Origin of the sequence: Polaribacter batillariae (assembly GCF_017498485.1) — a bacterium.
In the GTDB taxonomy this organism is placed as follows: domain Bacteria; phylum Bacteroidota; class Bacteroidia; order Flavobacteriales; family Flavobacteriaceae; genus Polaribacter; species Polaribacter batillariae.
Genome location: NZ_CP071795.1, coordinates 1,962,465 through 1,974,882, shown reverse-complemented (window position 1 = coordinate 1,974,882; position 12,418 = coordinate 1,962,465). Strand labels below are relative to the sequence as shown.

Annotated in this window: 9 protein-coding genes; 7 read left to right on the top strand and 2 right to left on the bottom strand. The window is 31.6% G+C overall.

Translation table 11 applies throughout. From position 1 onward, the window contains the following. Positions 1-17: 17 nt before the first annotated feature. Both JL193_RS08475 and rnpA read right to left on the bottom strand, forming a co-directional pair. Complete coding sequence (locus tag JL193_RS08475) at positions 18-1,649, bottom strand: S41 family peptidase (protein WP_207970396.1); 1,632 nt, start codon at positions 1,647-1,649, stop codon at positions 18-20. Between the two features lie 2 nt (positions 1,650-1,651). Next, complete coding sequence (gene rnpA / locus JL193_RS08470; protein WP_207970395.1) at positions 1,652-2,041, bottom strand: ribonuclease P protein component; 390 nt, start codon at positions 2,039-2,041, stop codon at positions 1,652-1,654. A gap of 172 nt (positions 2,042-2,213) precedes the next feature. Here rnpA and JL193_RS08465 point away from each other — a divergent pair, with 172 nt between their 5' ends. The 7 genes from JL193_RS08465 to JL193_RS08435 all read left to right on the top strand — a co-directional run bounded on the left by JL193_RS08465 (position 2,214) and on the right by JL193_RS08435 (position 12,328). Further along, the gene (locus JL193_RS08465) at positions 2,214-3,392 is read left to right on the top strand and encodes an acyl-CoA dehydrogenase family protein (protein WP_207970394.1); all 1,179 of its coding nucleotides are present in this window, start codon (positions 2,214-2,216) and stop codon (positions 3,390-3,392) included. Between the two features lie 287 nt (positions 3,393-3,679). Continuing rightward, a complete protein-coding gene (locus JL193_RS08460; RefSeq protein WP_207970393.1) occupies positions 3,680-7,141 on the top strand; it encodes a PPi-type phosphoenolpyruvate carboxykinase family protein in 3,462 nt (1,153 codons plus the stop codon). Positions 7,142-7,812: 671 nt separating this feature from the next. Then, positions 7,813-8,394: a HupE/UreJ family protein gene (locus JL193_RS08455; protein WP_207970392.1), complete on the top strand. Its 582-nt coding sequence runs from the start codon at positions 7,813-7,815 to the stop codon at positions 8,392-8,394. Positions 8,395-8,451: 57 nt separating this feature from the next. After that, positions 8,452-8,877 carry a deoxycytidylate deaminase gene (locus JL193_RS08450; RefSeq protein ID WP_207970391.1) on the top strand — a complete coding sequence of 142 codons (426 nt, stop codon included), beginning with the start codon at positions 8,452-8,454 and terminating at the stop codon, positions 8,875-8,877. Further along, on the top strand, positions 8,870-10,441 hold the full coding sequence (locus tag JL193_RS08445) for a S41 family peptidase (RefSeq protein WP_207970390.1): 1,572 nt from the start codon (positions 8,870-8,872) through the stop codon (positions 10,439-10,441). Before JL193_RS08450 ends, JL193_RS08445 begins: the two co-directional genes overlap by 8 nt. Positions 10,442-10,456: 15 nt before the next feature. After that, the gene (locus tag JL193_RS08440; protein ID WP_207970389.1) at positions 10,457-11,221 is read left to right on the top strand and encodes a UDP-2,3-diacylglucosamine diphosphatase; all 765 of its coding nucleotides are present in this window, start codon (positions 10,457-10,459) and stop codon (positions 11,219-11,221) included. A 117-nt stretch (positions 11,222-11,338) separates the two neighbouring features. Then, positions 11,339-12,328 (top strand): AAA family ATPase, encoded by a 990-nt coding sequence (locus tag JL193_RS08435; protein WP_207970388.1) that lies wholly within the window; start codon positions 11,339-11,341, stop codon positions 12,326-12,328. Positions 12,329-12,418: the final 90 nt, after the last annotated feature.

Here is a 12,418-nt window from a genome sequence, read left to right as displayed (position 1 = left end):
AAAGCACAAATATAAAATTAATTACTCGATAATATTTTTGAATATTTTGTTTGATTATTTAACAAATCTACTGCTTTAGAAATTGTTTTGTCTTTCTTTAATTGATGTTCATAAACTCCTTCTCGATAAAAATAACGGTGTAAAATTTCTTCTTTTATGAGATTTGTAAGAATGTCTTCATTTTTAGAAATTTCTTCAATTTTTACATCAAAAAGTTTTTCTTTAATGTTTTTATATTCTTTAGAAATCCTGTTTTTGTTTGAAGCCAAATAAGCTTTTTTAAATAAATTTTCTTGTTTGGTTAAAAAGGTAGTATCGATTTTTAAGTAGTTTTTAAACGTATTGAAATCGCTATTTTTAAAATCGAAATCTGTTGCACTACCAATTGTAGGGTTTTCGTAATAATATTTTGTTGCAAAATTAAAAATCGCTTTCGATTTTAATAATGCTTCTGTGGCTTTATTTCTATCGGAAGTTTCTATAACAACATCAGGTAAAACTCCACCACCATCGTAAACAGTTCTTCCGTTTTCTGTTTTAAAAGCATTTATACCACGATCCGAAAATTTTGGCACTTTTCCGTTTTTATCTCTATTGGCATAATCTAGTTCTTGAATGCATCTTCCACTTGGTGTATAATACTTAGAAATGGTAACTTTTAATTGGGTGCCGTAAGTTAAAGGTCTGTAACGTTGTACCAAACCCTTACCAAAAGAGCGTTTTCCCATAATTACAGCTCTATCGTAATCTTGCAAAGCACCACTTACAATTTCAGATGCAGAGGCAGATCTTTCGTTTACCAACACCACAATAGGAATCTCGAGGTCTAAAGGCTCGTTGGTAGTTTTATAGGTATTGCTCCATTTTTTAATTTTTGCTTTGGTTGTTACAATTGTTTTTCCTTTTGGTAGAAAGAAATTACAAATATTTATCGATTCTAATAAAGAACCTCCAGGGTTCGAACGAAGGTCGAATACTAATTTTTTCATTCCTTGTTTTTCTAATTTCCTAAACGCTTTTTTAACTTCGGAAGAAGCTTTTTCATTAAAACGTGTTAACGTAATATAACCTGTGTCTTCGTTAACCATTTCTGCAAACGGTACTGGGTTTACAACTACTTTATCTCTGGTAATTTCTTTCTTAAAAATTTGTCCTTGTCTTTCAATGGTTACTTTAATTGTACTATTAGGTACGCCTTTTAAAAATGTAGCGAGTTGCTCTTTATCCATATTTTTTAAAGATTGCCCATCTACAGAAGTAATTATATCTCCGACTTTTAAATTGGCTTTATCTGCAGAAAAATCTTTGTAAATTTCGCTTATTTCAATTCCTTTTTTGGTGTAATGTACAGAAACGCCAATGCCACCATATTCTCCAGCTCTTCGAATTCTTGCAGTTTCTACATCTTGTTCGTTGTAAAAATTTGTGTACGGATCTAAATCTTTAAGTGTATTTTTAATGGCTTTATCCGTAAATTCTGCAGGGTTTATTTCATCTACATAATACATATTTAACTCTTTAAATAATGTATTGTAAATTTCTATTTGTTTGGCAACCTCAAAAAACTTCGATTTGAAAGAGTACGTCATAAAAACGGCTCCAACCAGTAAAATAATTATGGTTCTTTTTTTAAAATTGAATTTTTTCATCTCTATTCTTTTAAATCATTATTTTTAGTTTGTTCTATAAAAAGATGCAGTAACTTTTCCATTTTAGGAAATAAATCTTCATACGACCATACTTCTTTCCCAAGATACGAAATCATAAAAACATAGGGTTTATCTACATTTTTGTAAACAATTTCTTTTTGAAGCCTGTAACATTCGCGCAATAATCTTTTTATTCTATTTCTATCTACAGCTCTTTTAAAATTTCTCTTTGCGACAGAAACACCCATTTGTACTGGAAAATCGGAAGTGTGTTCTGTTTGAACAAACATCATTCTTAAAGGAAATGCTTTTACAGATTTTCCTTCTTCATAAAGCTTTTCTATGAGCTTTCTACTTTTTAAACGTTCTTTTTTCCCTAAAGTGTACTTCATTATTACAAACTTAATAGAAAACGAACACTTTTTAACAATTTCTAAAGCCTATCTTTAAAAAAGATGCGTATTTTTATGTAATATTCTATAATTATTTACAAACATTATTTGTTTGATATAAAACAAATTTTGATAGATTTGTTTATTTTAACATTTTACTGAACCCAATTTTATGAAACCAGATTTATTTCAAGCGCCAGACTATTATAATATAGACGATTTATTAACGGAAGAACATTTATTAATTCGCGAAGCCGCTCGCAATTGGGTAAAACGCGACGTTTCTCCAATTATCGAAGCATATGCTCAAAAAGCTGAATTTCCCACCCAAATTATTGCTGGTTTGGCAGAAATTGGTGCTTTTGGGCCATACATTCCAGAAGCATATGGAGGCGCAGGTTTAGACCAAATTTCTTACGGTTTACTTATGCAAGAAATAGAACGTGGCGATTCTGGTGTACGCTCTACAGCTTCTGTACAATCTTCTTTAGTGATGTATCCTATTTTTGCATACGGAACCGAAGAACAACGTAAAAAATACTTGCCAAAACTAGCTTCTGGAGAATGGATGGGTTGCTTCGGATTAACAGAACCAAACCACGGTTCGAATCCTGCAGGAATGGAAACCAAGTTTAAAGATATGGGCGACCATTATTTATTAAATGGAGCCAAAATGTGGATTTCGAATGCGCCTTTTGCACAAGTTGCAGTGGTTTGGGCAAAAAATGAAGAAGGTAGAATTCACGGTTTAATTGTAGAACGCGGCATGGAAGGTTTCTCTACACCAGAAACACATAACAAATGGTCTTTACGTGCTTCTGCTACTGGAGAATTAATTTTCGATAATGTAAAAGTGCCAAAAGAAAACGTATTACCTAACAAATCTGGTTTAGGCGCTCCATTAGGTTGTTTAGATTCTGCTAGATATGGAATTGCGTGGGGCGCCATTGGTGCAGCTATGGATTGCTACGATACTGCTTTACGTTACTGTAAAGAACGCGAACAATTTGGAAAACCTATTGGTCAATTTCAATTGCAGCAGAAAAAATTAGCAGAAATGATTACCGAAATTACCAAAGCACAATTATTGGCTTGGCGATTAGGAACCTTAAAAAATGATGGAAAAGCAACTTCTGCACAAATTTCTATGGCAAAAAGAAATAATGTAAATATGGCCATACACATTGCTAGAGAGGCAAGGCAAATGTTGGGTGGAATGGGAATTACGGGCGAATATTCCATAATGCGCCATATGATGAATTTAGAAAGTGTAATTACTTACGAAGGTACACACGATATTCATTTATTAATTACTGGGTTAGACATTACTGGTTTTAATGCTTTTAAGTAACATTAAAAAAAATATTTTATACTATTTATTATTTTTGAGGTAGTAAATGAGAAAGAGCTTTTTATGACGGTAAATTCAATTGATAAATGGTATAAATTGATAAATAATGCAACGAAAAGTGGGTAACAATTCTAAAAAATTGTTGAAATAAACACATTTTAATTTATAAAAACATCCACTACATCGTTTTCTTAACTTATTACAAAACATGACATTACGCATGTTTTTCTTTCTGGTATCTTTTTAACTTTGTTACAGAAATTAAACGAACCACAGACTTTGATATTATGAAAGAATCAAGAAAAGACACTATTCAATTTATTAATTTACAACTTGCTTCTTTAGGACAACCTGTTTTTAAAGACAAACCAGAAAGTACCGAAAAATTTTTAGATAGTAAATTCGAAGAATTAACAGCAGGGCTCGTAAAAAGTCTTCAAGCAAAATCTCGCTTGTTGTCTGACCATTATTGCCCTGTAGATGCAAGAATTCAACAATTTATAGATACTTATTTAAAAGATGTTTCTATAAATAAATCTTTAAAATTACCAAATAACACATTAATTCTTGCAAAAAAGGGCCAAGCTCGTGAAATAAGCTTACCACCAGACGGAAATTCTTTTAAAAGCGATTTGGTAACCTCTAGCAGAATAAAACAAGGTATTTTAAACAATCCATTAAACGATAAAAGAACCACAAAAGGTACTTTTCATATTGTAGAAGGAAACTTACCAGTTCCTTTAGACAAGTTCGAAGTTCCAAAAGAAACTTTTGCCCATTTATTAAACGCAGCCTTTAATCCTTCAGAAGACTTAAAAACATTACCTTTTACTTCAACTCAAAAAGAGCAAGCAAAAGTAATGGTTTCTATGCTTTTAAGACCTACTGTTTGTCCGGAAGTAAAAGGGGTAATTTCAAAAAAATCTTTAGAAGTTCGGTTCTTTGTTCCTGGAAATTTAGTAAGTAATTTAGATTTTGTAGAATCTATTTTTGGCAATGCAGGTGACCCTAATCTAGCACAAAATGATGCTGCTTTAGACCCAGAACATTGGACAGGGCATACAGGTTGCATTATTTTAGCTCCACAATTAAAACAATTAAGAAAGATAGATGTTGGTTTGCCTCATTTTAATAAGGCTACAGAACGTCAAAGAAAAGACGGCATGTGTTGGAAAGATGAAAACGAACTGTACAACAATGGTGGCGCTTTTAAAATTACTTGTAGAGACGAAAACGGGGTTGTAATTACCTTAATTGCAGATAATTACTATGGCTATTCTAAAAAAGAAATTAAAACGCAAATTAGTTATTCTGCCAACTTATTTGGTTTGGTAGAAGAAGAACACGCAGGTGGTGCCATTGCTTTTGCAAGAAGAATTATGGGAGACACTTTAGATGGTAAAGACTATTCCGAATTTCATAATTTTAAACATACTTTCGAAGAGGTAAAAGAACTCTTAGGCGATAGCATTGATGTAAAACCAGAAAATTATGCAGTAGATAAAAAATACCCAAATATTATCTACATTCCCGAATTTTCCTATGTAAATATTAATACAAATAGCATTACTTGGATGCATAATAGTAAAGAGCAAAAATTAACACTTTCTCCTTACAAAACATACATTCATCCAACAGGAAACAAATTTAAACTAGAAAAACACAAATCTGTAGATTTATGGAGAATAGTAGATACTTTTGCAGAAGGCGTTTTTTGCCATAAACCCTGTACAGTTTCTGGTGGTGGTAAATCTGAGATTTCTAAATCTATGCAAAATGCCATTACTTATAGCAATTTTAACATCCAAGATATAGATGAAGATTTTAAAAAAGCAGACGAAATTATAGAATTCGATTATTCTAATCGTTGGAAAGTTAAAGACCCAAACAGGCCTAAATCTAGATCGTTTTTAAGTGAAAAAAGATCTTTAAGTTCCGCTGTAAAACTGTTAACTCCTTCCGAAGAAAATTCTGATGAATTTAATACATTTCTAAAAGAAATTCCTGTACATATTCGTTCTTTAGTTTTATTTGTAAAGCGCCTATATAGGCAAGCTCATGGTAAATTAAATTGGAAAGATTATATGTCTGTTGAAATTATCAACGGAAAAAAAGGAACCGGTCTTTTACACAATAACACACCAGTTGTTGGTAGTTACGTAAGAATTGGATTTAACCAAAAAGGCAATTGGATGCTAAATAAATTACGTTCAGATTTCTCTCCGTGTGAAAAAATTCAAAACGAAGACGATATCACAGCATCTATCACAATTCCTAGAAATCAATTAAAAAACTTAAATTCAGAATTTTCCAATAAAAGTTTAAAAATTCTTACCAACTGCGAAGCGCATTTGTTTCAAAGACCAGATGAAGCAGTTGTTAGAGGTTATGACAAAGGTGCAGAATTAGATTTGGTAACCGAAGGTCGTTTTTTAACAAATTACGAATTACTTAAAAAAGAAGATGCCATTGCATTGTATGAAGACACCATTAACTTCGATAAATATACACAACCCGTAAAAGATTTTATTAAAAGCATTGTAAATAGTAATAAAGAAGAAGAATATTTTGCTGTGCCTTCGCACACAAGAATTGTAAATGGAGAACCTACAAAAAACCCGCGTTATTTAGAACCAAATAGGTTTGTTAACGAAACTGAAGCTTCTTATTTAGGTGATTTAGGGGTACGTTTAGTAAGAAAAATTAAACGAAACGAACCTATAAATCATGTGGTAAATGCCGTTTTACCAGGCAGAAGAAATAATCCTATAGACAAAGCCGCAGGCATTAGACCACTTGCAGTATATAACCCAATTCATTACCAAGAAACTCCAGAATTATTTATGGACTTTATTTGCAGTTTAACTGGCAAATCTCCATCTACAACAGGAGCAGGTTCTGAAGGTGCTCTAACAAAAGCACCATTTAATATGTTAACACCAACAACAGATTTAAACAATGCACTATTATCTCATATATTAACAGAATCTCATGGGTTTAGTACTGCTGCAGGTTATATAGGTGCAGAAAATAAAATAGACCACGATGTAAGTTTATTAATACCAGAAATTTGGGCAAGATTAGAACCTGAAGACAGAGATCCAAAAACTTTAATTAAAAATGGTTCTTTAGAAAAAATTGAAGATTTTGTTTACAAAGGAGAAACAATTTTAGCAAGTAGATTAGGATATAGAATTACAAAAAACTTCTCTTACAGATGTATGAATAGAATTTTTGACGAACCTACTGCCGTTTTTAGTGAGAGAATGCTAAAACCAGAATTACAAGGGCTAGAAGACTATGTAGATGGAATTAAAAATATAGTAGAAGCACAACAAAAAGTAGCTTTAAACTATTTTGAAGATGGAAGTGTAGAGGCAGCAATACCTCCTTTAAAAGTACTATTAAATATTATGGCTTATGGCAATTATAAAGGAAAAGATATTAGCGATCCAGAATTACGAAAACTTTTTAATAGAGATTACGTTATAAACAGCGACTGGTATAAAGAAAGATTAGTTTTAAAACAGCAACAAGATATTGCCTTCTATAAAAACCAAATTAAATATTTAGAAGACTTTATTAATAATTCAAAAAACGAAAGGATTATCTTAGAAATGAACCTAAATAATCGTTTGGTAAAATTAAAAAAAGAGTATTTAAAAGTAAAATCTAGTAAATATTTAGAGAGTTTAAATGGAACCATTGGTGCAGATTTCCTATATAAAAAAACATCAAATTTTAATTAAATAAAAAATATTTGTCTATTTTATACCGTTTTTATTGTTTGAAGTTACTGCAAAAGAAAATGATGATTTTTTTTTCTTTATAATGAAGAAATGAAGAGAAGGCCGTTTTATCACGGTAATTTCAAACAAGAAATGGTATTAGGAAATTACAAAGGTACTTTACTGCGATAACCATGAAGAATTAACTTCTAGAGATATTGCAACAAGTGCGATTGATAACAAACTTTAAAAAAATAGAAAACCACATGTTTAGCTAGATTGTAAACATTTAGATTTAAAATCTACGATGCAACCTGTAACAAAACATTTGGGCATCTTTTGCAATTGATGCCTTTTTTCTTGTATTTGTTACAACACTTACTTTTTGGAGTTAAACAACTAGAAGAACATACATTATCGCAAATACTCGTGTTTGGTAATGTAATTGTTGGTTTTTCGGAAGTATAAAAAACAATCATTCTTAATATTAAAGTGCAAATATAATTCTTATTTAGAACAAATAAAAATAAATTTCTAATTTTTGCTGTTTTTTAAAATAATAAACAATTTCTTGAAACCAGCGACCTTGAGGCAGAATCTCTAGGAATTCTTTTCGATTAAATTTAATAAAACAAATATGGTCAGCCTTTTTTCTTTTTATATATTTGAAATCCTCTAAAATTTAAAGAAAAATGGACGATTTTATTCTCTACTTCAAAATGGGTCTCTACCACGTATTAGACCTTAGTGCTTACGATCATATTTTATTTTTAATTGTGTTGGCAGTTGTTTTTAGCTTCAATCAATTTAAAAAAGTATTATGGTTGGTAACCCTTTTTACGGTTGGGCATTCTGTTACACTTGCTTTGTCTGCCTACGGAATTCTAAATATTAAAATGAAATTAATTGAATTTCTAATTCCATTAACCATTTTTATTACAGGAGTTATTAATGTAATAACAGCCAAAAAATCTTCTTTAGGAAAAGAAAACACCAACTTAGTTTTTGCCTTGTTTTTTGGGCTCATTCACGGTTTGGGTTTTTCGAATTACTTTAAAATGATGATTGGTAAAGAAGAAGATAAATTATTACCATTATTAGAATTTGCTTTAGGAATCGAAGCCGCACAAATAATTATTGTGTTAGGGATTTTAATTGTTGGCACCATTCTTCAAAACTTTTTTAGAGTAACTCGAAGAGATTGGATTTTAGTATGCTCTTCCATTGTAATTGGTTTTGCCATACAAATGATGCTAGATCGTGTATTTTGGTAGAAATTTTGTCTAATTATTAACGTTTCAATTCTATTAATCTTGTTACTTTCGTAATCTATGACAGAAAAAAAACAATTAAAATACGATAAAGCTTACTTAAAAATGGCCTACGAATGGGGCAAACTTTCGCATTGCAAACGCAAACAAGTAGGTGCTTTAATTGTAAAAGATAGAATGATTATTTCCGACGGTTTTAACGGAACCCCAACAGGTTTCGATAATTGTTGTGAAGACGAAAACGGAGTTACAAAATGGGAGGTTTTACATGCAGAAGCAAATGCCATCTTAAAAGTTGCATCTTCTACACAATCTGCCAAAAACGCTACATTATACATTACATTATCGCCTTGTACACAATGCAGCAAACTCATTCATCAAGCAGGTATAAAACGTGTGGTTTACGCAAATTCCTATAAAGATGATTCTGGTTTAAAATTTTTAGAAAAAGCAGGCGTTCAAATAATGCATTTACCTTATGAATAAAAATAAACTTCCTCTTTTTTTAGCAATTGCAGTAGTTTTCGGTATTTTTATAGGAATGTCTTTGGGTGGAAGCACACCAGAAATGTTGTCTTTTGGAAAAAATTCTTCCTCAGAAAAAAAAATTAAAAGACTTATTAATTTTATTGAAAGAGACTATGTAGATACCGTAAATACAGACAACCTCTTAGATGATGCAATTACACAAATGCTAGGAAAATTAGACCCACATTCTGTATATATTCCTAAAGAAAACCTACAAAGTGTAAAAGAAAATATGCAAGGCAATTTCGTTGGAATTGGTGTGCAATTTAGAATGATTTCCGACACAATTACCGTAATTCAGCCAATAAAAGGTGGTCCAAGTATAAAAATGGGCATTAAAGCAGGAGACAGAATTTTAATGGCAAATAAAGACACTTTGTTTGGAAAAGACATCTTAAGTGGTGCAGTTCCTCGATATTTAAAAGGAAAACCCAACACAAAAGTATCGCTTCAAGTCTATAGAAAAAGTAACGATTCTCTTTTTACAGTAGATGTAACCCGTGGAAAAGTAAACCTAAAAAGTGTCGATTTAGCTTACATGATAAACGATTCTATTGGGTACATAAAATTAGATCGTTTTGCCAGAAATACCTATTCCGAATTTAAAACGTCTTTAGATAATTTAATAGACGATGGAATGACAGATTTGGTTTTAGACCTTCGCGATAATGGGGGAGGTTTTATAGATATTGCCAATAAAATTGTTGATGAATTTTTAGAAGATGATAAATTAATCGTTTTCACTAAAAACAACAAAGGGCAAATAGACGAGTCGTTTGCAACCTCTAAAGGAGATTTCGAAAAAGGCGGTTTGTATGTGTTGATAAATGAAAACTCTGCATCTGCCTCAGAAATTGTAGCAGGCGCCTTACAAGATAACGATAAAGGTACTATTATTGGACGACGTTCTTTCGGAAAAGGATTGGTACAAATAGAAATGGATTTAGGAGATGGTTCTGCAGTTCGCTTAACAACTGCAAGATATTACACACCAACAGGGCGCTCTATTCAAAAACCTTACGATCACGAAGGCAATAAAAACTATTACCAAGATTATCAAAAAAGAATTGCAAGTGGAGAGTTGTTAAGCAAAGACAGCATAAAAGTGATAGATTCTTTAAAGTACACTACTCCAAAAGGAAAAATTGTTTATGGTGGTGGAGGCATAATTCCAGATGTTTTTGTAGCCATAGACACCACTTCTTACATGTCGAGTTTTTATTTTAACTCTATCAATAATTTTGCATTCGATTATGTAGATAACAATCGTAAAAAATTAGAAAAATGGAAAATAGATACTTTTGTCGAAGATTTCGATAAAAACAATGCTGTTTTCGACACTTATTTAAGCTCTATAAAAGACAAGGTTACACCTTCATTTAAAACAAAACAAACCATTCAAAAATATTTAAAAGCATCCATTGCAAACGTACTTTTTGGCGACGTTGGTTTCTACAGAATTATTCACGAAGAAGATAAAATGCTACAAAAAGTGCTAGAGTTGGAAAGTAAAGAGGAATAACGTTTCTTTGTACCAATGATTACAATTACAACTTCTAAAGATAAAAAAGTCTATTTTGCTTCCGACCAACATTTAGGAGCGCCCACGCCAGAAACAAGTTTCCCTCGTGAAAAAAAGTTTGTAGCTTGGTTAGATAAAATTAAAAAAGATGCAGAAGCCATCTTTTTATTAGGCGATTTGTTCGATTTTTGGTTCGAATATAAAACCGTTGTTCCAAAAGGATTTGTAAGAGTTTTAGGCAAATTAGCAGAAATAAGAGACAGCGGAATTCCTATTTATTTCTTTGTAGGAAATCACGATTTATGGATGAACGATTATTTCGAAAAAGAACTCAATATTCCTGTATATCATTCTCCACAAGAATTTCTCATCAACAATAAAAAATTTTTAATTGGCCATGGAGATGGTTTAGGTCCTGGAGACCAAGGATACAAACGCATGAAAAAAGTATTTACTTTTCCACTATTTAAATGGATGTTTAGGTGGTTGCACCCAGATTTGGGCGTTAAATTAGGCCAATACATGTCTGTAAAAAACAAACTAATTTCTGGTGACGAAGACGCTAAATTTTTAGGAGAAGAAAACGAATGGCTGGTTTTATACTGCAAGAAAAAACTCACAGAACAACATTTCGATTATTTTATTTTCGGTCACAGACACCTTCCTTTAGAAATAAAATTACAAGAAAACAGTACCTATATTAATCTTGGAGACTGGATTAAATACGACACTTTCGCTACATTCGATGGTACCAATGTTAAATTAACAGAGTTTAACTAAAAACAACGTTAAACAGCTACTTATCCATTAAACCTTTAACCTTGTTTTAACAAAATAATTTTGTTAAAATTGTAGCTTTGTTTGCATTAAAAAAATTAACACCTAATACACAATACAATGGATGTAGATGTAAGAGCTATTAACGAGAAAATTGAAAGAGAAAGTGCCTTTATAGACATTCTTACTTTAGAAATGAATAAAGTAATTGTTGGGCAAAAACAAATGATAGAAAGTTTGTTAATTGGTTTGCTAGGAAATGGGCATATTCTTTTAGAAGGGGTTCCTGGTTTAGCAAAAACCTTAGCAATTAATACCTTATCTAAAGCCGTTCAAGCAAGTTTTAGTAGAGTTCAATTTACACCAGATTTATTACCTGCAGATGTTGTTGGAACGATGATTTACAATATGAAAGAAAATGATTTCTCTATTAAAAAAGGACCCATTTTCGCAAATTTTGTATTGGCAGACGAGATAAACAGAGCACCCGCAAAAGTACAATCGGCTTTGTTAGAAGCCATGCAAGAACGCCAAATAACTATTGGAGATACTACTTTTAAGTTAGACGAACCATTTTTAGTAATGGCAACTCAAAACCCTGTAGAACAAGAAGGTACATACCCTTTGCCAGAAGCACAAGTAGATAGGTTTATGTTAAAAGTGGTTATCGATTACCCAAAATTACAAGACGAGCAAATTATTATGCGTCAAAATTTAACAGGCGATTACTCAACAGTAAACCCCGTTATTTCTACAGACCAAATTATAAAAGCAAGAGAAGTTGTAGATGAAGTATATATGGACGAGAAAATCGAAAAATACATTCTCGACATTATCTTTGCCACTCGTTATCCAGAAAAATACAACCTACCACAATTAAAAGATTTAATTAGTTTTGGAGCATCGCCTCGTGGAAGTATCAACTTAGCAAAAGCCGCAAAATGTTATGCTTTTATAAAACGAAGAGGCTATGTAATTCCAGAAGATGTTAGAGCAGTTGTTGGCGATGTTTTACGTCACAGAATTGGTATTACCTACGAAGCAGAAGCAGAAAATGTAACTTCTGTAGATATTATCAATTCTATAATTAACGAAGTTGAAGTACCTTAGAATTGTGTAAACGGGTAATCGTGTAATTGTTTAAATGTTAACAATTACACGCAAAAAACAATTACACTTTTAAACAATTAAACAGTTACA

Coding starts and splice junctions, on each gene's coding strand:
- JL193_RS08475 (WP_207970396.1), bottom strand. CDS start 1,649: ATGAAAAAATTCAATTTTAAAAAAAGAACCATAATTATTTTACTGGTT.
- rnpA (WP_207970395.1), bottom strand. CDS start 2,041: ATGAAGTACACTTTAGGGAAAAAAGAACGTTTAAAAAGTAGAAAGCTC.
- JL193_RS08465 (WP_207970394.1), top strand. CDS start 2,214: ATGAAACCAGATTTATTTCAAGCGCCAGACTATTATAATATAGACGAT.
- JL193_RS08460 (WP_207970393.1), top strand. CDS start 3,680: ATGAAAGAATCAAGAAAAGACACTATTCAATTTATTAATTTACAACTT.
- JL193_RS08455 (WP_207970392.1), top strand. CDS start 7,813: ATGGACGATTTTATTCTCTACTTCAAAATGGGTCTCTACCACGTATTA.
- JL193_RS08450 (WP_207970391.1), top strand. CDS start 8,452: ATGACAGAAAAAAAACAATTAAAATACGATAAAGCTTACTTAAAAATG.
- JL193_RS08445 (WP_207970390.1), top strand. CDS start 8,870: ATGAATAAAAATAAACTTCCTCTTTTTTTAGCAATTGCAGTAGTTTTC.
- JL193_RS08440 (WP_207970389.1), top strand. CDS start 10,457: ATGATTACAATTACAACTTCTAAAGATAAAAAAGTCTATTTTGCTTCC.
- JL193_RS08435 (WP_207970388.1), top strand. CDS start 11,339: ATGGATGTAGATGTAAGAGCTATTAACGAGAAAATTGAAAGAGAAAGT.